We start from the raw sequence: 18458 nt of genomic DNA on the forward strand, positions 1-18458 counted from the left end.
GGCCCGTTCGCGCCGCCGGAAAACAAAAGGCCGCCGCGCGCCTCACGCGCGCGGCGGCCTCGTTCCGCGAGCCGCGAATCAGGTCCTGCCGGTCAACTGCGCATAGACGTCGTGCGATACGTGCAGCAGCGCGTCGCGCGCGATGCCGCCGGACACCGCATAACCGAACTTGCCGTCCGCCCAGTAATAGACCTTCACCGGGCCGTCCTGGTAGAACTGGAACGCGGCGGTGCTCGCGTCGGTCTTGCGCGGCGTGATGCAGATCGTGACCCGCTCGCCGGCCGCGTTGCGGTACATGTACTCGACGACCGAGCCATCCGCGCCCGGCAGCATCCGTCCGCCGGTCAGCTGGAAGCCGCTCGCGGTCAGCATCGGCGCGTGCGTGCCGGTGCCGAGCTGGTTCGCCATCCAGCGCGTCAGGTCCTCCTCGCGATCGACGTCCATGCTCGCGGGCCGCTGCACCGTCGGCATGTAGACGACGTGCGCGATCGCGGCCTCGCGCGCAAAACCGGCGTCGCCGCCGTCGGCGCTCGCGGTCTGCGCGAACCGGCCGTCCGTGCCGGGCAGCGCCGGCGCGCGCCCCATCTGCGTGAAGGTGCCGATCCCGATGCCGACCACCAGCGCGGCCGCCAGCCCCGCATAACGCGACGCGTTCGCGGCCGACAGCCAGCGCCGCTTCGGCGCGGGCGGCTGCAGGCGCGGCGGCACCGGCTCGCGCAGGATCCGGTCGTAACGCTGATGGAACATGTCGTTCAGCGAAAAGTAGTCGCTGACCCGCGCGGCCAGGCTCGGGTCGCGCTCCAGCGCGTCCTCGACCGCGCGCCGGCGGTCGCCGGTCAGCGTGCCGTCCACGTATGCGTGCAGATCGTCGTCGCCGATCGTGTGGTTCTGGTCGCTCATCGCACCACCTTCAGCTTCGTGCCTTGCTGGGTCCCGGCCATCAGCGCGCGCAGGCGCTCGCGGCCGCGCGACAGCCGCGACATCACGGTGCCGATCGGAATGTCGAGCGCGATCGCGACGTCCGTGTAGCTCATTTCCTCCAGCCCGACCAGCAGCACGACCTCGCGCTGGTCGGCCGACAGCCGCTGCAACGCGTAGTCGAGATCGCGCACTTCGAGCGAATTCGTCTGGCTCGCGGGCACCGACACGTCGGCGTCGTGGAATTCGTCGTCGTCGATCGACACGTGCACCGAGCGCGTCGACGCCTTGCGCACCTGGTTCACGAAGATGTTGTGCATGATCGTGAAGAGCCACGCGCGCAGGTCCGTGCCGGCCTGGAACTGCGTATGGCGGCTCAGCGCGCGCTCCAGCGTGTCCTGCACGAGATCGTCGGCCAGTTCCCGGTTGCTGATCAGCGCGCGCGCATAACGCCGCAATCGCGGGACGTGCTCATATAACTGTTCGCGAACATCCATGGTGTGTGCCTGTTACGGTTCGTCACGCCCGCCGCAGCGCTGCGCGGCTGGCGTCGAGGGCCTGGGCGCTGGGGCGCCCGGCTGCGTCATGGTTCATTGTGCGCGTCCGTCACCGCGTCGGCGGCGCGCATCATACCCGGGGTCGTCGCGTCGCCGGCGATCACGTAGCGGCGCGCGACGTGCGTCCACATCAGCAATCGATACGAGCCGACGCGATGCGCGATCCACTGCGGACGCGGCGGCAGGTTCAGCGACGGCGCGCTCATCAGCACGACCGGCGCGCCGTTGCGGCTCTGGTACACGTAGCGAGACGCGCGCGCGACGAGGCCGACCTTCATCGAGCCGACCGACACGAGCCGCATCCCGACCGACGCGAGATTCGGCGCGGCGGCGGCCTCCACCGGCGACGGCGCGTGTTGCCGGTCGCGGCCGGCGGTCGGGTCCATCAGCGCCATCAGCGCGGCGTCGTTCAGCGCCATCGCGGACACGTCGAACGCGGCCATCCAGCCGCCCGCCGCCGCCGCGGCGAACACCAGCGCGACGAGACCGGGCGACACCCGCGCGGCCAGCCGCCGCCACGCGCGGGACAGCCGGCCGCCCGCGGGCTGGCCCGCGCCGCGCGGCAGCGGCTCGTCGGTGGCCGGGAACGCGTCGCGGATCTGCGCGTTCAGCCGGCCGTAGAACGCGACGCGGTGGGCCTCGCGCGGCCGCTGCTTCAGATACGCATCGACCCGCTCGGCGCGGCCGGGCGTAAGCAGTCCGTCAGCAAACGCCTGAAGGTCGGTTTCGGACAGCGGCCGGTCGGAGTGGGGAGGGAAATCTTTCACGATGATGGACAAAGGCTCGTTACGGACGGGCAAACACGCACCACGCCAGATTATTCCCGACAACGGGCGATCGAAAAACATGGGAATAAATCGCGGCGGTCCGCGGTTCTACGTGCCATGTCCTCGCTGCACGCGCCGGGCCTCGCGACCGGTTCATCGAGCCGGTTCGCAAAACCACGGCAACGACCGCGATGGACGCCTGCCCGCAGCAGCTGATGTCCTGTTCGGCCCTGATGAATCACCGGGCCATGGCAACGAAGAGATCGATGCGCAGGCAATGGAATAGATGACCGCAACCCATGTTTGCCGAGATGCAGTCACCGAACAACTCAATTCCTTATTAAGGAACCCAAATGAAAATCCGTCATGCAATAACCGCCGCCTTCATCGCTCTCGCATCCGTGGGCGCCGTCACCGCCGCATCGGCCCAGGGACTCACGCGCGCCGAAGTGCAGCAGCAACTGATCCAGGCCGAAGAGAACGGCTCGCGCTTCGTCAGCGACACGTCGTATCCGGACGTGAGCCCGGTTTTCGCGCAGCAGTTCGCGCATCAGTCGCAGGGCCGCGCGGACGGCGTCGGCGCGGGCGTCTCTGGCACGAGCGCGTCGGGCGGTCCGTCGAATGTCGAGCGCGCAACCGTCCGGATGCCGGGCAGCACGGCGGACTGCGTCGGTCCCGCCGGGTTCTGCACGCCGTACTTCGGCAACTGATTCCAACGGTCGAAGCCGTCGGTTCATCACCATCGTTTCATCGAGTTTTTACCTTCATCACAGGAGTCTCATCATGAAAGCACTTGCCATCCTCGCTGTCGTCGGCGCACTCGCCGCTCCCGCCGTGACGTTCGCCCAAACCACGTCCGCACCGCTGACCCGCGCCCAGGTCCGCGCGGAGTTGATCCAGCTTGAACAGGCCGGCTATCGTCCGTCGGCCGGCGACGACGCGAACTACCCGTCCGACATCCTGGCCGCCGAAGCAAAGGTCGCTGCGGAAAACAACGCACAGCAGACCAACGACGCCATGGGCGGCGTGCCGCTCGGCAGTTCGTCCGCATCCGGCGCGCGGATGCCGATGCCGACGTCCGGCGCGAAGCCGTCCGCCTGCGTCGGTCCGGCGAGCTTCTGCAACCTGTATTTCGGCAGCTGACGCATGCGGTGCAATCGGGCGCGACGGCGGGCGATCGACGCCTGCGCCGCGCCGGGTCGCCGCACGCTGTTTTCTCTCTTCTTCCCGCCTCGCTCAAGGCCTCCCCGCTCGCCATAACGGAACGCGCTGCCCGACCCGCGTACCGCGTCGCATCGCCTCATCGTCACTCCCCGCCCAGGCATACCGTTTGCTGATTCCGGCCGCCGCGTCTGCACGTTTGCAGCGTTTGTGGTTCGATGAGGGGTGGCCGGCCGATCATGCCGGCGGCACGTCGCGGCTAATCTGGCACATCGGAGATGTCATGGCGCTAACCATCGGCAACGCGCGGGCAATACTCATTCGACCGGACGGCAACCCGCGCGCTCGCGGCGCGACCGCGCGGCGCACCGGCTTGCCCGCCGCGCTCGCCGTCGCGGCCTGCGCGTTCGCCGCCGCACCGGACGTGCGCGCGCAAACGCCGTCGCCGCTCGGCGAATGGCAATATTCAGCGGGCATCCCGCTCCAGAAGCTGTACCAGACGCAGATCCCGGACTGGCAGGCGCGGCTCGGCGTCGGGATGACGTTCGCGCCGCGCTACGACGGCTCGGACCGCAACCGCGTGCTTGCCGGCCCGAGCGTCGACCTCCGCTACAAGGACCTCGCGTTCGTGTCCACCGGCGAAGGGATCGGCGTGAACGTGCTGCGCGGACCGAACTGGCGCATGAGCGTCGCGGCGGTCTACGACCTCGGGCGGCGCGGCCACGACGACCCGTCGCGTCTGAACGGACTCGGCAACATCAACCCGGCGCCCGCCATGAAGATCGCGGCCGACTACGTGGTGTCGAAGGACTTTCCGCTCGTGTTCCGCGCGGCGGTCACGCGCAGCTTCGGCGGCTCGAACGGCTGGATCGCGGACCTCGGCGCGTACATGCCGCTGCCCGGCAGCTCCGAGAAGTTCTACTGGTTCGCCGGCCCGTCGGTGTCGTTCGCGGACTCGACGTACATGAACAGCTGGTTCGGCGTGAACGCGCAGCAGGCGGCCGCGTCGCGCTACCGCCAGTACGGCGCGAGCGCCGGTCTGAAGTCGGCCGGCTTCGGCATCACGATGATCTACTTCGTGAACAAGCACTGGTTCGTCAGCGCGGACGGCGCGCTCAAGCGGCTGCTCGGCAGCGCCGCGCGCAGCCCGATCACGCAGACGAAGACGGGCGGCGTCTGCGACGTGTCGATCAACTATCAGTTCTGACACGCGCGGCTCACTCCGCGCTCATTTTCGGGGGGTACGCTGTGCCGTGAACGGCGGGCGAGGCGCGAGCGGTGCAATCTCGCGCAACGCCCGCCGTCCGTCCACGCCTCGCCGCGCAGGGCACGACGAAACCGGCGCGGCCACTTCAGCCCTCAACCGAAGGACTCGCCGCCCGATGCTCGCGCCGCTCGCCACCACCCTCTTTCTCGGTCAACCCGCATGGCTGTGGGTCGCGTTCGCCGCGATCGTGGTCGCGCTGCTGGTGCTCGACCTCGGCGTCCTGCATCGCGACGACCACGAGATCGGCATTCGCGAAAGCCTGTGGCTGTCGTTCGGCTACATCGCGATCGGCCTGCTGTTCGGCGCGTTCCTGTGGTGGCAGCTCGGCGCCGAACCGGCGACGCAGTACCTGACCGGCTATCTGATCGAAAAATCGCTGTCGCTCGACAACGTGTTCGTGATCGCGTCGATCTTCACCGCGCTCGCGGTGCCGCGCCAGTATCAGCATCGCGTGCTGTTCTGGGGGATCGTCGGCGTGCTGGTGCTGCGCGCGATCATGGTCGGGCTCGGTGCGGCGCTCGTCGCGCGTTTCGACTGGGTGCTGTACGTGTTCGGCGTGTTCCTCGCGGCGACCGGCATCCGGATGCTCGTGACGTCGAAGCAGGAGCCGGGCATCGACGGCAGTCCGGTGCTGCGCGTGCTGCGTCGCGCGATGCCGATCACCGACGCGCCCGAAGGCCGTGCGTTCGTCGTGCGCCGCGCGCATCCGGTCACCGGCAAGCCGGCGCTGTGGGCGACGCCTCTGCTCGTCGCGCTGCTGACGATCGAGTTCGCGGACCTGATCTTCGCGGTCGATTCGATCCCGGCGATCTTCTCGATCACGACCGATCCGTTCATCGTGTACACGAGCAACATCTTCGCGGTGCTGGGGCTGCGCGCGCTGTTCTTCGCGCTCGCGGCGATCGCGCACCGCTTCCACTACCTGAAGCACGCGCTCGCGCTGGTGCTCGTGTTCATCGGCGCGAAGATCTTCCTCGTCGGCATCGTCGGCAAGATTCCGGCGACGCTGAGCCTCGGCGTGACGGCCGCGCTGCTGGCCGGCGGCGTCGTGGCGTCGCTCTTGAAGACGCGTCCCGGCGGGCATCCGGACGCGCGCTGAACGCCAGACAGCGCCGCCTCATTCTTCGCTCATTCTGCGTCGATACGATGCGTTTCATGGATGCGGCGCGCACGTCGCGCGCCGCGCCGGGTTTTCGTCCACCATGGAGCGCCTCATGAAATGTCCCCACTGCGCCGACGTCACGCTGACGCTTGCGGAGCGTCAGGGCATCGAGATCGACTACTGCCCGCAATGCCGCGGCGTCTGGCTCGATCGCAGCGAACTCGACCGGCTGATCGAACGCGGCGCGGCACGCGACCGCGACGACGAGCAGCGCCGCGAGTCGCCGTACTCACACAACTCGCACAGTTCGCGCGATTCACGAGATTCGCACGACTCGCGCGACCGCTACGGGCGCCGCCGCAAATCGTGGCTCGGCGAGCTGTTCGACTGAGCGCGCCACGGCACCGGCACCCCGTTCCAACGCTTCAACCACTCAAGGACACTTACCGTCATGCGTACTTACTCGTGCAACAGCCCGCAGGCAGCAGGCCGGATCGTCGCGATCTCGCTGCTCGCGGACGGCCACCTCAGCAGCGACGAACTCGTCGCGCTTTCCCGCGAGCGGATCGCGGACCGGCTCGGCCTGAAGCCGGGCGAATTCGGCTCGATCCTTCAGGGGCTGTGCGAAGACCTGCTCGCGGGCTCGCATCTGAACTGGACCGATGCGTGCAAGCTCGACTCGGACGTCATGCAGCAGGTGATGCAGGAATTGCAGGACCCGGTGCTGCGGGCCGAAGTGCTCGCGCTGTGCCGCACGGCGATCAACGCGGACCGGCACGTGAGCGAAAGCGAAGCGCAGATGCTGGCGGTGCTGTCGCTTGCGTGGCAGGTCAGGCCGCTGCCGCATGCGGTGTCGTGAGCGGCGGCTTCAGCCCCTGCGGCGTAACGGGCGGCGGGCGCAATACACGCGCCCGCCGCGCTCATTCGCCGATCGTCCAGCCGAGTCCGCGCACGTTGCGGATCACCGCATGCCCGAACTTGCGACGCACCCCGTAGATCACCGCGTCGACGGCGTTGCTCTCCACTTCCTCGCCCCAGCCGTACATCCGTTCTTCGAGCTGCTGGCGCGACAGGATCGCGCCGGGACGCTCCATCAACGCGAGCAGCAGCGCATACTCGCGCGCCGATAATTCACCGGTCTGTCCGTCGAATGTGAGCCGGCGCGCGTTCATGTCGAGCGACGCGCGGCCGCCCTGCATCGTCGCGGACGCGAACCCCGCCTTGCGGCGCACGACCGCGCGAATCCGCGCGAGCAGTTCCTTGCTGTCGAACGGCTTCACGAGGTAATCGTCCGCGCCGAGGTCGAGACCTTGCACGCGCGTATCGACGTCGTCGCGCGCGGTGACGATCAGCACCGGCGTCGTGTCGTTCGCCGCGCGCAGGCCGGCGAGCACGTCGAGCCCGTTCGCATCCGCGAGACCGAGGTCGAGCAGGATCGCCGTGTACGAGCCGTCGCGCACCGCCGCGCGCCCGGCCTCGCCGGTGCGCACCCAATCGACGCTGTACGACGCGTCCTTCAGCGCGCGCAGCAGCGCCGGCCCGATCAGCAGGTCGTCTTCGATCAGCAGGATCCGCATCCGGTTTCTCCGTGGCGACGCCGCTACGCGCGCGGCAATTCGATGCGCGCGACGACGCCGGTCCGGCCGTCCGCGCGGTTCGCGACCGTCACGCGTCCCGCGTAACTCGCGGCCAGCGTCTGCGCGATCGCGAGGCCTAAGCCGCTGCCTTCGGCGTCCGTCACGCCCGCGCGGAAGAAGCGGTCGAACACGCGCGGCAGGTCCGCGTCCGCGATGCCGGGGCCGTCGTCCGTCACTTCGATCGTGACGCCGTGCGGCTCTGCGCGCACCGCGACGTCGACGTTCGCGCCGTGTCCGCCGTAGCGGATCGCGTTGTCGATCAGATTGCGCACCAGCACGCGCATGTCGGCCTCGACCGCGCGCACGGTCGCGTCGTCCAGCTGCACGACGCCGAGATCGACGCCGCGCGCATACGCGAGCGGCAGCAGGTCCGCGACCACGTCGGTCACGACGCGCGACAGCGACACGTCCGCGAGCGTCCGCTCCGCGCGGCCGATCTCGGCGCGCGCGAGGCCGAGCAGTTGCGACACCAGCGACGCCGCACGCCCGATTCCGCGCCGCAGTTCTTCCAGCCGCTCGTCGTACTGGTCCGGCGGCGCGGCGCGCAGGTTGTCGATCTGCAGTTGCATCGCGGAAATCGGCGAGCGCAGTTCGTGCGCGGCGTCCGCGATGAACTTGCGCTCCGAGTGCACGAGCGCGGACAGCCGCTCGATCATCCGGTTGATCGAATCGAGGAACGGCCGCAGTTCCTCGGGCGCCTTGTCCACCTTCAGCGGTTGCAGGTTGTGCAGGTCGATCCGCGCGGCGCGGCGGCCGATCCGGTCGAGCGGACGCAGCGACATGCGCACCGTCGCCGCGATCGTCAACGCGAGGAGGGGCAGCAGCGCGAGCACCGGCAGCAGGCTCCAGAACGCGACGCGGATCGCATTGCGGTTGCGCACGCTGCGCGATTCGGCGACCTGGAAAAACTCGTCGCCGGCCGCGAGCGCGAACACGTCCCACGTGTCGCCCGCGTGCTCGATCGACGTGAAGCCCGCCGGGGTTTTCGGCAGACCGAGCGCGAAGTTGCTCGACCGGCCCGGCGCCGCGCCGTCGTCGGCGGACCAGATCTGCACGACGAGGTCGTCGTTCGCGCCGCCCGGCAGCGTGGCCGGATGCGTGGTGCCCGCGCGGATGTGCGAGGCGGCGTCGCGCAGGCTCGCATTGAACTCGCTCGCGAGGCCGCGCACGACGACGAACGTGCCGAGCGCGCCGAGAATGCCGACCACTATCGCGAGTGCGCCGAGCGCGAGGCTCAGGCGCCGGTGCAACGAATTCGCAGCGAACATGGAACGCCCTGATGGAAGCGGGGACGTTCCATCATAAGGCATCCGGATCGCGCGACGGCTGCACGCGATACGTCAAACGTGCTGGCGCTGCTTCTTCAGTTCGTCGCGGAAACGCCGGCCGCCTGAAGGGCCTTATAGGAATCCGGATTACCCTGGAACGTCGCGGGGATAGGGCCGATCCGGATGAACCGGTTCGAGAAATCGAGGCCGCCGGTCACGACGCCGACGACCGGCATGATGAGGTCCTTCACCACCGAACTGACGATGCCGGAAAACGCGCCGCCGATAATCACGCCGACCGCTAGACCCATCACGTTTCCCTGCACCGCGAACTGCCGGAATTCTTCGATTATTCGAGCCATCGGCCACTCCTTCACTGGAACGGTTGCGATGCCGAAGCGAATCGCGTTCCCGGCGCGCACGGATCCCCCGACCCATGCGCGACGCTCATGCCTGCTTCGGCTGCCCGTTCGACGCGGACAGTCCGCCGTCCACCGGCAGGTTCACGCCGGTCACGAAACGCGCGTCGTCGCTTGCGAGGAACGCGATCACCGCCGCGATCTCTTCCGGCTGCGCGTGGCGGCCGAGCGGAATGCGCTCGCGAAACCGGTCGATCAGCGCGTCGTCGTCGAACATGGCTTTCGTCAGGTCCGTGTACGTCAGCGTCGGGCAGACCGCGTTCACGCGCACGCCGGCCGCCGCGAAGTCCATCGCGCACGAGCGCGTGAAGTTCGTGACCGCGCCTTTCGCCGCGTTGTAGAAACTCATCCCCCAATCGCCGCCGATGCCCGACACCGACGACAGGTTCACGATCGACCCGCGCGTCGCCTTCAGATGCGGAAACGCTTCGCGCGTGCCGTAGAACACGCCGGTCAGGTCGGTCGCGATCACGTCGTTCCATGCGTCGACGCCGGCCTGGTCGAGCGGCCCCGTCGGCGCGATGCCCGCATTGTTCACCAGCACGTCGAGCCGGCCGAACCGCCCGATCGCGGCCGCGACGAGGCTCGCGACGTCGGACAGCCGGCGCACGTCGGTCACCTGCACGTGCGTGCGTTCGACTGGCATTGTCGCGGCGACGGCCTCAAGCTTCTCGCGCGTGCGGCCGGCGAGCACGACGTTCGCGCGTTCTTCCGAGAAACGTTGCGCGGTAGCCGCGCCGATGCCCGAGCCCGCGCCGGTGACGATCACGACCTTGTGTTCGAAACGCTGCATGATGTTCTCCGTCAATGCGTGTTGCGTGGATGGAGCGTGGATGAAGTGGCGGCAGCGGTGCGCGCCGCGGATTCGCCGTTGCTACGGCAATCGCAATCGTCGTGCCGCGCGGCGCTCGCACGATGTGCGCGGCGGGTGTTAAATGGTGCTCTCCGATTCCGCAAAGGAGAGGGCGATGAGCGAAACATTTCGGCGTCCGACGTTCGGCTCCGCCGTCTACTACCGCGATCCGTTCGCTGCGCTGGACTGGCTCGAAAAGGCGTTCGGCTTTACGCGGCAGTTCGTCGTTAGCGACGACAGCGGCCGCCTCTGTCATTCGGAAATGCGCTTCGGCGACGGTTATCTGATGGTTTGCGGCGAGTGGCCAGGCATGCCGTCGACGAGCCCGGCGGCCGTCGACGGCCGCAATACGCAGTCGGTGCATGTGCAATTGCACGACGGCCTCGACGCGCATTGCGAACGGGCGCGCGCGGCCGGCGCGAAGATCGTGCGCGAACCCGAAGACCAGTTCTATGGCGACCGCGTGTATGTCGCGATCGATCCCGAAGGCCACCTGTGGAGCTTCGTGCAGACCGTGCGCGATGTGTCGCGCGAAGAAGCCGAGCGGGCTAGCGAGCTGAAGATCGACGGATGGGTTTGATCGCGCGGCGGCGTCGGTGGGTCGCGTTCGTGCGCGCGGCCGTGGTGAATCGCAGGCCGAAGTCAGGCGCGGTGCGCAATAACGCGGTGTGCCAGCGCAAAAGGTTGTGGACGATCATGGATGATATTCATCCGTTCCGTTAGATATACGGCTCCTCTCGCGCACAGGGGCCGATGCCTATGATATGGAACACGCTTGATGTACCGCTTCAAAACGGCTGGCAATGCACGCTGATTCCCGGGCCGCAGTACGGTGACATGATGCGGCGCGGCTATGGCGACATGGCAACGCGCGCGCTCTATCCGAACGCCGGCTATAACCGGTGGCGCTCGTCGTCATGGAACGCACGGGAACCCGATGAAGCCGAAAAGCGCCGACTGTGGGAAGAGGATGCGAGACGGCAACTGGACGAGGACCGGCGGACCTTTATCGGTTACTTCCGGCTTGACTGGGACTTGCGGACGATCACGGGAAACAGGGCACTGGATGATATCTGCGCGTTTCTGAGGGAGCATCAGTATCTGTGGCGCTACGACCAGCCAGACGACAACGACAGCATCCGGCGCGTGCTGTGCGAAGCGGTGCGTCGTGAAACGCTGATTCCGGTCGTGAATCGTGAATACCGGGGCTTGCCACGCGTATCGCGACCGACTCCCGGCCCGCTGAACGGGTCGGGGACGGGCGGAAGTGGCAGTTACGCTGTTCAGGAAAAAGTGCTGACGCTTGCCGAATTCCAGGCGCTCCAGCGGGCGAACGGCGAACTGGGTGCCGTGGCATCGTCGACGCGTAGAGTGGGACTGGGCGCGATACTCGATCCGCTGCCCGCCCTTGGGGCCGCAGCGAGCGGCGGTGCGATGACCAAAGCGGATAGTCTTGTTGAAGACGCATTGGGTAGTTCAACTCCGCTCGGCAACGCGCAAACATTTGAGTACGTACCGGATAGTCTGGCTGACGTTACGGAAGAACTCGCCGCCAGCACGGGAAATCCAGACTACGCGGCAAAAATGCTGGGCTACGATCGTAAGACGTTCAGCGCGATCCTGCACGTATTCAAACCGGCCAATGGCCTTGGACCATCCGATAACGTTATCTGGCACGATAACGGGGATGTTTACTTTAAAGGCAGCTACATCGGGAATTTTCATGATTGGGCGGACTAAGACCGGTACGAAGAAAGACGACCAACTAGCAAACGCAACGATCTACATTTCCGGCGATTCAATCGCGCCGGCATTCTGGTCCGGGTATTTCGGCATTGAACCGGATATTGCCATTACCAAAGGACAGCCATTCGTGACGCCCGCCGGACGGTTAAGCCGTGTACCGGGCCGCCTTGGTCTTTGGGGTGTAGGGAGCAAAACGGCGGTGCATAGCGGTTCGCTTGAACCGCATTTACGCTACCTTGTGGAACGCCTCGGCTTGCCGCGCAGCGATCTGCGCGATCTGCTTCAGGAGCAAGGCGCAAAGCTGGCACTGTGGTGTTACTGGATGAACGATGCGGGCGACCGCGTGCCCGACGTGCCGTCGGATATCCGGGCCATGATAGAAATGATGGGCGGAACAATAGAGATTGACGAGTACAAATAGCGCGCTACCTGTGCGCCGCGAACGCAAAAACCGATCCTCACGGGTCGGCCTTTTTGTGCCCGTCTGTCCGGACCGTCGGTTTGCGCCGTTACGCCTGGCCGTATCGGCCCATCGAAGGATGGGATTGGGCGAGACGAGTTGGGACCGGATGGCACCGGAAATGAAATTGGCTGGTTGATTGAAAAGGAATGAATGGACGGGGTGAATCTGGAGTGAACTGCATGCGATGCATCGATACTGCCAGGCAATCGGAAACACGATAGGAGCGGAAGATGAATCCTGCCCCCACTCCCTTCCGCGAACCCGCCAAAAACAAACGCCCCGACCGGGCAAACCCGTCGGGGCGTATCGAACCGCTGACCGGCCGCGCGAGCCACAAGGCCCGCGCGCCGCAGCGACTCCGCTTAACGTTGCGAAATCGGCTTCGCTTCGCGCGGCGTATGGCCGATGAACAGCTGACGCGGACGGCCGATCTTCTGTTCCGGATCTGCGATCATTTCGTTCCACTGGCCGATCCAGCCGACCGTGCGCGCCATCGCGAAGATGCAGGTGAACATCGACGTCGGGATGCCCAGCGCGCGCTGCACGATGCCCGAGTAGAAATCGACGTTCGGGTACAGCTTGCGCGACACGAAGTATTCGTCTTCCAGCGCGATCTTTTCGAGTTCCATCGCGAGCTTGAACAGCGGGTCGTCGTGCAGGCCCAGTTCGTTCAACACTTCGTAGCACGTCTCGCGCATCAGCTTCGCACGCGGGTCGTAGTTCTTGTACACGCGATGGCCGAAGCCCATCAGCTTCACGCCGGAATTCTTGTCCTTCACCTGCTTGATGAACTCGGGGATCTTGTCGACCGAGCCGATCTCTTCGAGCATGTTCAGCGCGGCTTCGTTCGCACCTCCGTGCGCCGGACCCCACAGACACGCGATGCCGGCCGCGATACACGCGAACGGGTTCGCGCCCGACGAACCGGCGAGACGCACGGTCGACGTCGACGCGTTCTGCTCGTGGTCAGCGTGCAGGATCAGGATGCGGTCGAGCGCACGCACCAGCACGTCGTTCACCTGGTACTCTTCGCACGGATTCGAGAACATCATCCGCATGAAGTTCGCGCTGTACGACAGGTCGTTGCGCGGGTACACGAACGGCTGGCCGATGCTGTACTTGTACGCCATCGCGACCAGCGTCGGCAGCTTCGCGATCATGCGGATCGCGGAGACTTCGCGGTGACGCGGGTTATTGATGTCGAGCGAGTCGTGGTAGAACGCGGACAGCGCGCCGACCGCGGCGACCAGAATCGCCATCGGGTGCGCGTCGCGACGGAAGCCGCGGAAGAAGAACTGCATCTGCTCGTGAACCATCGTGTGGCTCGTGACGGTCTTCACGAATTCGTCCTTCTGCGCCTGCGTCGGCAGCTCGTCCTTCAGCAGCAGGTAGCAGGTTTCGAGGAAGTCGGCGTTCTGCGCGAGGTTGTCGATCGGGTAGCCGCGATACAGCAGTTCGCCCTTGTCACCGTCGATGTAGGTGATCGCCGAGTTGCACGACGCCGTCGACATGAAGCCCGGGTCGTACGTGAACTTGCCGGTCTGGCCGTACAGTTTGCGGATGTCGATCACGTCCGGGCCCATCGAGCCCTTGTAGATCGGCAGTTCGACGCTCGGCGAGTTATCGCTGAACGATAGCGTGGCTTTTACATCTGACGGGGTCATAGCACATCCTCAATCGAAGATTAAAACGGGTTTTCGATATAGTTTGCACGCCATCTTGCGCTGCGCCTCCCGCGCTGCGCTTCAGACATGTCGAAGCAACTCCAGCACCCGTCTTACGTCCGGGCCGGCAAGGTCGCCTTCCGGTTCCTTGCGTGCGAGCAGCAAGTCCATCAGGTCGTTATCGCTCAGTTCGAAGAGGCGCGTGAGCGCGCCTACGTCGGCGTCGCTGAGGTCATGCTCGTAGCGGCTGAAAAAACGCTCGAAAATCAGATCGTTTTCGAGCAGGCCGCGCCGCGCGCGCCAGCGAAGGCGCGCGCGGCGATGGGGGTCGGCTTGATGCGAGTCCGGTTCCATCTCGCTCACACTGCGCGGCGAACCATCAGTTCCTTGATCTTGCCGATCGCCTTCGTCGGGTTCAGACCCTTCGGGCAGACGTCGACGCAGTTCATGATCGTGTGGCAGCGGAACAGGCGGTACGGGTCTTCGAGGTTGTCGAGACGCGCGCCGGTGGCTTCGTCGCGGCTGTCCGCGATAAAGCGGTAAGCCTGCAGCAGGCCTGCCGGGCCGACGAACTTGTCCGGGTTCCACCAGAAGCTCGGGCACGACGTCGAGCAGCTAGCGCACAGGATACATTCATACAGACCATCGAGTTCGTCGCGCTGTTCCGGCGACTGCAGACGCTCCTTCTCGGGCGGCGGCGTGTCGTTGATCAGGTACGGCTTGATCGAGTGGTACTGGTTGAAGAACTGCGTGAAGTCGCAGATCAGGTCGCGCACGACGGGCAGGCCCGGCAGCGGACGCAGCACGATCTTCTGCGGCAGTTCGTTCAGGTTCGTCAGGCACGCGAGGCCGTTCTTGCCGTTGATGTTCATCGCGTCCGAGCCGCAGACGCCTTCGCGGCACGAGCGGCGGAACGACAGCGTTTCGTCCAGCGCCTTCAGCTTGACCAGCGCGTCGAGCAGCATGCGTTCATGCTCGATTTCCAGTTCGTACGTCTGCATGCGCGGCGCCGCGTCCTTGTCCGGATCGTAGCGGTAGACTTCAAAAATTCGTTTGGCCATTTCCGATTCCTTTTGACTGGCTTTCGCTTAGAACGTACGCGCCTTCGGCGGCACCGATTCGACGGTCAGCGGTTGCATGTGAACCGGCTTGTATTCGAGGCGGTTGTCGTCGCTGTACCACAGCGTGTGGCGCAGCCAGTTTTCGTCGTCGCGATGCTCGTAGTCGTTGTGCGCGTGCGCACCACGGCTTTCCTTGCGCGCTTCCGCGGACACCATCGTCGCGCGCGCCACCTCGATCAGGTTCGCCACTTCGAGCGCTTCGACGCGCGCGGTGTTGAACACCTTCGACTTGTCCTTCAGGTGGATGTGCTTCACGCGCTCGGACACCTGCGCGATTTCCTTCACGCCTTCTTCCAGCAGCGCCGACGTACGGAACACGCCCGCGTGCTTCTGCATCGTGCCGCGGATCTCGTTCGCCACGTTTTGCGCGTACTCGCCCGAACTGGAGCTTTCGAGCGCCGCGAGACGCGACAGCGCGAAGTCGGCGGCGTCGGCCGGCAGCGGCTTGTGCTCCTTCTGTTCCTTCACGTGCTTGACGATGTGGTTGCCGGCCGCACGGCCGAACACCACGAGGTCGAGCAGCGAGTTCGTGCCGAGACGGTTCGCGCCGTGCACCGACACGCACGAGCATTCGCCCACTGCGTAGAAGCCGTTGATCGGATCTTCATGACCCTTCGACGTGCCCACGACCTGGCCGTGGATGTTCGTCGGGATGCCGCCCATCTGGTAATGGATGGTCGGAATGACCGGAATCGGCTCCTTGATGCAGTCGACGTTCGCGAATTTCAGCGCGATTTCGCGGATCGACGGCAGACGCTTCATGATCGTCTCGGCGCCGATGTGCGACAGGTCGAGCAGCACGTGGTCCTTGTTCGGACCGACGCCGCGGCCTTCCTTGATTTCCTGGTCCATCGAGCGCGAGACGAAGTCGCGCGGCGCCAGATCCTTCAGCGTCGGCGCGTAGCGCTCCATGAAGCGTTCGCCGTTCGAGTTGCGCAGAATGCCGCCCTCGCCGCGCACGCCTTCGGTGATCAGCACGCCCGCGCCGGCCACGCCGGTCGGGTGGAACTGCCAGAACTCCATGTCCTGCAGCGCGACGCCCGAGCGGGCCGCCATGCCGAGGCCGTCGCCCGTGTTGATGAACGCGTTGGTCGACGCCGCGAAGATCCGGCCCGCGCCGCCCGTGGCGAACAGCGTGGTCTTGCCTTCGAGGATGTACACGTCGCCCGTTTCCATTTCGAGCGCGGTCACGCCGAGCACGTCGCCGTCCGCGTCGCGGATCAGGTCGAGCGCCATCCATTCGACGAAGAACTGCGTCTTCGCCGCGACGTTCTGCTGGTACAGCGTGTGCAGCAGCGCGTGGCCGGTACGGTCGGCCGCCGCGCACGCGCGCTGGACCGGCTTCTCGCCGTAGTTCGCGGTGTGGCCGCCGAACGGGCGCTGGTAGATCGTGCCGTCCGCGTTGCGGTCGAACGGCATGCCGAAGTGTTCCAGTTCGTAGACGGCGTGCGGCGCTTCACGGCACATGAACTCGATCGCGTCCTGGTCGCCGAGCCAGTCGGAACCCTTGATCGTGTCGTAGAAGTGGAAGTGCCAGTTGTCTTCGCTCATGTTGCCGAGCGACGCGCCGATGCCGCCTTGCGCGGCGACCGTGTGCGAGCGGGTCGGGAACACCTTCGACAGCACGCAGACCGACAGGCCGGCGCGCGCCAGTTGCAGCGAAGCGCGCATCCCCGAGCCGCCTGCGCCGACGATGACCACGTCGAACTTGCGACGCGGCAGAGAATTCTTGATTGCAGCCATTCTTTTACACTCTCCAGAGAATCTGCGCGGCGTAGCCGAGGCTGCCCAGCAGCCAGGCGATCGTCAGCACGTCCAGCGTGATGCGCAGGCCGACCGGCTTGATGTAGTCCATCCAGATGTCGCGCACGCCGACCCACGCGTGATAGAACAGCGCGAGCAACGTGACGAACGTCGCGAGTTTCATCCACTGTGCGGAGAAGATCGACGCCCAGCCTTCATAAGAAAAGTCGTGCGCGCCGAAGAACCAGACGAGCAGGATCACCGTGTAGATCGCCATGATGACGGCGGTCGCACGTTGCGCGATCCAGTCGCGCAGGCCGTAATGAGCGCCGACGACAAGACGCTTCGGGCCGATTCCGTTGTTGGCAGACATTTTTTCAGAACGCTCCGAAGAGTTTCGCCGCGAGGGCGATCGTGAGGATCGACGAAACGGTCACGACGACGAGCGACGTCTTCTTGCCGTTTTCTTTAGTGGTCAGGCTGTGGCTGAAGTCCATGAACAGGTGCCGCACGCCTGCGCAGAAGTGAAACAGGAACGCCCAGCCGAGCACCAGCACGACGAGCTTGACGATGACGTTGGAGAGGAAGCCCCTGAATACTTCGAAGCTGAGTTCGGAGGTGAGGCTCTGGTCGAACAGAAACAGCAGGAAAGGCAGGAATATGAACATCAGCGCGCCGCTGACGCGGTGGCCGATCGATACGCGTCCGGCGAGCGGCAGACGGTATGAGAGCAATATCTGCCCGATCCCGATGTTCCGGTATTCCGGCCTCGGTTTTTTTACGGCTTCAGCCATGCTAGACCCCTACTATGTAGTCACACTAATCCGCGATTTTAGCGCCTTTTTATATCGCGCTGCAGCGAAAACGGTGACGAGGTCCGCTGCAATCCGCGTAATAACGGCGTGCCGCCGCGCAATGCGCGCGATACGCACAAACGCCTTTCAACTCAAGTCATTCTGATAGTAATACCCGGTTGTGACATACCATCCACGACGCACTTCGACCGGACGGTCGCCATAGGTATACGACACGCGCTCGACGGACAGCAGCGGAAAACCGGCCGGCACGCCGAGCAGGTCGGCGACGGACGGCTCGGCGGCCACCGCGCGGATCTTCTCCGACGCACGGATCATCCGCGTGCCGAACTCCGTCTCGAACATCGCGTAGAGCGGCCCCTTGTAGTCGGACAGCCGTTCGAGCGTCAGGCCGCGGAACACGACGCCCGGCAGCCAGATTTCGTCGAGCACGGTCGTCTCGCCGTCGAACGCCAGCAGCCGGCGGATCAGCACCACCGGATCGGCGGGCTTCAGGTCGAGCTGGCGCGCGATGTCGGCGGACGCGCGCAGCCGGCGGCATTCGAGCAGGCGGCTCACGTGCGGATGCTCGACGCCGTCATCTGCCAGCAATCTAAGGAAGCGAAACTGAGCCCGCTCCTCGTTGTGCGTGGCGACGAACGTGCCCTTGCCCTGGCGGCGCACCAGCAGGTTCTCGGCAGCCAGCTCGTCGATCGCCTTGCGCACGGTCCCCTGGCTCACCTTGTAGCGGCCGGCCAGTTCGACTTCGCTGGGGATGATTTCACCGGGCTTCCATTCGCCGGATTCGAGGCTCTGCGTAATGAGCCCCTTGATCTGCTGGTAAAGCGGGCTGAACGTCGGCGAAGAGGCCGGCGCGGTTGCGCCGCCCTCCTGGGCAGGGGAATTCGCGTTGCTCGCCGGGTTCGCTGTCATGGCGCGCATTTCAACATAAAGGCCCCTGGTCGTCTACCCTTTCCG

Annotated in this window: 22 protein-coding genes and 1 pseudogene; 9 read left to right on the forward strand and 14 right to left on the reverse strand. The window is 65.7% G+C overall.

Annotated elements, in window-relative coordinates; translation table 11 throughout:
* Positions 1-78 precede the first annotated feature (78 nt).
* The 3 genes from BLV92_RS20495 to BLV92_RS20505 form a co-directional block, all read right to left on the reverse strand.
* On the reverse strand, positions 79-900 hold the full coding sequence (locus BLV92_RS20495; protein WP_090548250.1) for an anti-sigma factor family protein: 822 nt from the start codon (positions 898-900) through the stop codon (positions 79-81).
* The gene (locus BLV92_RS20500; protein ID WP_090548251.1) at positions 897-1415 is read right to left on the reverse strand and encodes an RNA polymerase sigma factor; all 519 of its coding nucleotides are present in this window, start codon (positions 1413-1415) and stop codon (positions 897-899) included. Before BLV92_RS20500 ends, BLV92_RS20495 begins: the two co-directional genes overlap by 4 nt.
* Before the next feature lie 86 nt (positions 1416-1501).
* The gene (locus tag BLV92_RS20505; protein ID WP_244283871.1) at positions 1502-2254 is read right to left on the reverse strand and encodes an anti-sigma factor family protein; all 753 of its coding nucleotides are present in this window, start codon (positions 2252-2254) and stop codon (positions 1502-1504) included.
* A 341-nt stretch (positions 2255-2595) separates the two neighbouring features.
* Between BLV92_RS20505 and BLV92_RS20510 the strand changes: the two genes are divergently transcribed.
* From BLV92_RS20510 to BLV92_RS20535, 6 genes are all read left to right on the forward strand, one after another.
* Positions 2596-2952: a DUF4148 domain-containing protein gene (locus BLV92_RS20510; protein ID WP_090548253.1), complete on the forward strand. Its 357-nt coding sequence runs from the start codon at positions 2596-2598 to the stop codon at positions 2950-2952.
* Positions 2953-3025: 73 nt separating this feature from the next.
* Positions 3026-3385 (forward strand): DUF4148 domain-containing protein, encoded by a 360-nt coding sequence (locus tag BLV92_RS20515; RefSeq protein ID WP_090548255.1) that lies wholly within the window; start codon positions 3026-3028, stop codon positions 3383-3385.
* Positions 3386-3686: 301 nt separating this feature from the next.
* On the forward strand, positions 3687-4610 hold the full coding sequence (locus BLV92_RS20520; RefSeq protein ID WP_090548256.1) for a MipA/OmpV family protein: 924 nt from the start codon (positions 3687-3689) through the stop codon (positions 4608-4610).
* 175 nt (positions 4611-4785) lie between these two features.
* Complete coding sequence (locus tag BLV92_RS20525) at positions 4786-5769, forward strand: TerC family protein (protein ID WP_090548258.1); 984 nt, start codon at positions 4786-4788, stop codon at positions 5767-5769.
* Between the two features lie 115 nt (positions 5770-5884).
* On the forward strand, positions 5885-6163 hold the full coding sequence (locus BLV92_RS20530; RefSeq protein ID WP_090548259.1) for a TFIIB-type zinc ribbon-containing protein: 279 nt from the start codon (positions 5885-5887) through the stop codon (positions 6161-6163).
* A gap of 60 nt (positions 6164-6223) precedes the next feature.
* The gene (locus tag BLV92_RS20535; protein ID WP_090548261.1) at positions 6224-6631 is read left to right on the forward strand and encodes a tellurite resistance TerB family protein; all 408 of its coding nucleotides are present in this window, start codon (positions 6224-6226) and stop codon (positions 6629-6631) included.
* Between the two features lie 61 nt (positions 6632-6692).
* On the opposite strand, the gene BLV92_RS20540 is transcribed toward BLV92_RS20535, so the two are convergent.
* From BLV92_RS20540 to budC, 4 genes and pseudogenes are all read right to left on the reverse strand, one after another.
* A complete protein-coding gene (locus tag BLV92_RS20540) occupies positions 6693-7349 on the reverse strand; it encodes a response regulator transcription factor (protein ID WP_090548263.1) in 657 nt (218 codons plus the stop codon).
* A 23-nt stretch (positions 7350-7372) separates the two neighbouring features.
* Entirely contained in the window at positions 7373-8677 is a 1305-nt protein-coding gene (locus BLV92_RS20545; RefSeq protein ID WP_244283872.1) for a sensor histidine kinase, read from the reverse strand.
* A 104-nt stretch (positions 8678-8781) separates the two neighbouring features.
* Positions 8782-9039 (reverse strand): annotated as a pseudogene (locus BLV92_RS20550) (MscL family protein); the annotation flags it as partial.
* Between the two features lie 85 nt (positions 9040-9124).
* Positions 9125-9889, reverse strand: coding sequence for a meso-2,3-butanediol dehydrogenase (budC, locus tag BLV92_RS20555; protein WP_090551258.1), 765 nt, complete (start codon positions 9887-9889; stop codon positions 9125-9127).
* Positions 9890-10064: 175 nt separating this feature from the next.
* Between budC and BLV92_RS20560 the strand changes: the two genes are divergently transcribed.
* From BLV92_RS20560 to BLV92_RS20570, 3 genes are all read left to right on the forward strand, one after another.
* Positions 10065-10529 (forward strand): VOC family protein, encoded by a 465-nt coding sequence (locus BLV92_RS20560; RefSeq protein WP_090548267.1) that lies wholly within the window; start codon positions 10065-10067, stop codon positions 10527-10529.
* A 179-nt stretch (positions 10530-10708) separates the two neighbouring features.
* Positions 10709-11689, forward strand: a complete 981-nt coding sequence (locus BLV92_RS32655) for a hypothetical protein (RefSeq protein ID WP_244283873.1) — start codon at positions 10709-10711, stop codon at positions 11687-11689.
* On the forward strand, positions 11673-12116 hold the full coding sequence (locus BLV92_RS20570) for a DUF4279 domain-containing protein (protein ID WP_090548269.1): 444 nt from the start codon (positions 11673-11675) through the stop codon (positions 12114-12116). The genes BLV92_RS32655 and BLV92_RS20570 overlap by 17 nt, the downstream gene beginning before the upstream one ends.
* Positions 12117-12520: 404 nt before the next feature.
* Here BLV92_RS20570 and gltA read toward each other — a convergent pair whose 3' ends face one another.
* The 7 genes from gltA to BLV92_RS20605 all read right to left on the reverse strand — a co-directional run bounded on the left by gltA (position 12521) and on the right by BLV92_RS20605 (position 18413).
* On the reverse strand, positions 12521-13822 hold the full coding sequence (gltA, locus tag BLV92_RS20575) for a citrate synthase (RefSeq protein WP_090548270.1): 1302 nt from the start codon (positions 13820-13822) through the stop codon (positions 12521-12523).
* A gap of 81 nt (positions 13823-13903) precedes the next feature.
* Complete coding sequence (locus BLV92_RS20580) at positions 13904-14176, reverse strand: FAD assembly factor SdhE (protein ID WP_090548271.1); 273 nt, start codon at positions 14174-14176, stop codon at positions 13904-13906.
* A 5-nt stretch (positions 14177-14181) separates the two neighbouring features.
* On the reverse strand, positions 14182-14883 hold the full coding sequence (locus BLV92_RS20585) for a succinate dehydrogenase iron-sulfur subunit (protein WP_090548273.1): 702 nt from the start codon (positions 14881-14883) through the stop codon (positions 14182-14184).
* A gap of 27 nt (positions 14884-14910) precedes the next feature.
* Positions 14911-16686 (reverse strand): succinate dehydrogenase flavoprotein subunit, encoded by a 1776-nt coding sequence (sdhA, locus tag BLV92_RS20590; protein ID WP_090548275.1) that lies wholly within the window; start codon positions 16684-16686, stop codon positions 14911-14913.
* Positions 16687-16690: 4 nt separating this feature from the next.
* Positions 16691-17059, reverse strand: a complete 369-nt coding sequence (gene sdhD, locus BLV92_RS20595; protein WP_090548276.1) for a succinate dehydrogenase, hydrophobic membrane anchor protein — start codon at positions 17057-17059, stop codon at positions 16691-16693.
* A 4-nt stretch (positions 17060-17063) separates the two neighbouring features.
* Entirely contained in the window at positions 17064-17480 is a 417-nt protein-coding gene (sdhC, locus tag BLV92_RS20600) for a succinate dehydrogenase, cytochrome b556 subunit (RefSeq protein WP_090548278.1), read from the reverse strand.
* 147 nt (positions 17481-17627) lie between these two features.
* Positions 17628-18413 (reverse strand): GntR family transcriptional regulator, encoded by a 786-nt coding sequence (locus BLV92_RS20605; protein ID WP_090548279.1) that lies wholly within the window; start codon positions 18411-18413, stop codon positions 17628-17630.
* Between the last annotated feature and the right edge of the window lie 45 nt (positions 18414-18458).

This window comes from Paraburkholderia caballeronis (assembly GCF_900104845.1).
Taxonomy (GTDB): Bacteria; Pseudomonadota; Gammaproteobacteria; order Burkholderiales; family Burkholderiaceae; genus Paraburkholderia; species Paraburkholderia caballeronis.

What these genes read in the sequence shown, in the direction of transcription:
- BLV92_RS32655 (WP_244283873.1), top strand. Translation starts at nt 10,709, where the DNA reads ATGATATGGAACACGCTTGATGTACCGCTTCAAAACGGCTGGCAATGC.
- BLV92_RS20500 (WP_090548251.1), bottom strand. Translation starts at nt 1,415, where the DNA reads ATGGATGTTCGCGAACAGTTATATGAGCACGTCCCGCGATTGCGGCGT.
- gltA (WP_090548270.1), bottom strand. Translation starts at nt 13,822, where the DNA reads ATGACCCCGTCAGATGTAAAAGCCACGCTATCGTTCAGCGATAACTCG.
- BLV92_RS20585 (WP_090548273.1), bottom strand. Translation starts at nt 14,883, where the DNA reads ATGGCCAAACGAATTTTTGAAGTCTACCGCTACGATCCGGACAAGGAC.
- BLV92_RS20520 (WP_090548256.1), top strand. Translation starts at nt 3,687, where the DNA reads ATGGCGCTAACCATCGGCAACGCGCGGGCAATACTCATTCGACCGGAC.
- sdhA (WP_090548275.1), bottom strand. Translation starts at nt 16,686, where the DNA reads ATGGCTGCAATCAAGAATTCTCTGCCGCGTCGCAAGTTCGACGTGGTC.
- BLV92_RS20495 (WP_090548250.1), bottom strand. Translation starts at nt 900, where the DNA reads ATGAGCGACCAGAACCACACGATCGGCGACGACGATCTGCACGCATAC.
- BLV92_RS20515 (WP_090548255.1), top strand. Translation starts at nt 3,026, where the DNA reads ATGAAAGCACTTGCCATCCTCGCTGTCGTCGGCGCACTCGCCGCTCCC.
- budC (WP_090551258.1), bottom strand. Translation starts at nt 9,889, where the DNA reads ATGCAGCGTTTCGAACACAAGGTCGTGATCGTCACCGGCGCGGGCTCG.
- sdhD (WP_090548276.1), bottom strand. Translation starts at nt 17,059, where the DNA reads ATGTCTGCCAACAACGGAATCGGCCCGAAGCGTCTTGTCGTCGGCGCT.
- BLV92_RS20570 (WP_090548269.1), top strand. Translation starts at nt 11,673, where the DNA reads ATGATTGGGCGGACTAAGACCGGTACGAAGAAAGACGACCAACTAGCA.
- BLV92_RS20560 (WP_090548267.1), top strand. Translation starts at nt 10,065, where the DNA reads ATGAGCGAAACATTTCGGCGTCCGACGTTCGGCTCCGCCGTCTACTAC.
- BLV92_RS20540 (WP_090548263.1), bottom strand. Translation starts at nt 7,349, where the DNA reads ATGCGGATCCTGCTGATCGAAGACGACCTGCTGATCGGGCCGGCGCTG.
- BLV92_RS20525 (WP_090548258.1), top strand. Translation starts at nt 4,786, where the DNA reads ATGCTCGCGCCGCTCGCCACCACCCTCTTTCTCGGTCAACCCGCATGG.
- BLV92_RS20510 (WP_090548253.1), top strand. Translation starts at nt 2,596, where the DNA reads ATGAAAATCCGTCATGCAATAACCGCCGCCTTCATCGCTCTCGCATCC.
- BLV92_RS20605 (WP_090548279.1), bottom strand. Translation starts at nt 18,413, where the DNA reads ATGACAGCGAACCCGGCGAGCAACGCGAATTCCCCTGCCCAGGAGGGC.
- sdhC (WP_090548278.1), bottom strand. Translation starts at nt 17,480, where the DNA reads ATGGCTGAAGCCGTAAAAAAACCGAGGCCGGAATACCGGAACATCGGG.
- BLV92_RS20530 (WP_090548259.1), top strand. Translation starts at nt 5,885, where the DNA reads ATGAAATGTCCCCACTGCGCCGACGTCACGCTGACGCTTGCGGAGCGT.
- BLV92_RS20580 (WP_090548271.1), bottom strand. Translation starts at nt 14,176, where the DNA reads ATGGAACCGGACTCGCATCAAGCCGACCCCCATCGCCGCGCGCGCCTT.
- BLV92_RS20545 (WP_244283872.1), bottom strand. Translation starts at nt 8,677, where the DNA reads ATGTTCGCTGCGAATTCGTTGCACCGGCGCCTGAGCCTCGCGCTCGGC.
- BLV92_RS20535 (WP_090548261.1), top strand. Translation starts at nt 6,224, where the DNA reads ATGCGTACTTACTCGTGCAACAGCCCGCAGGCAGCAGGCCGGATCGTC.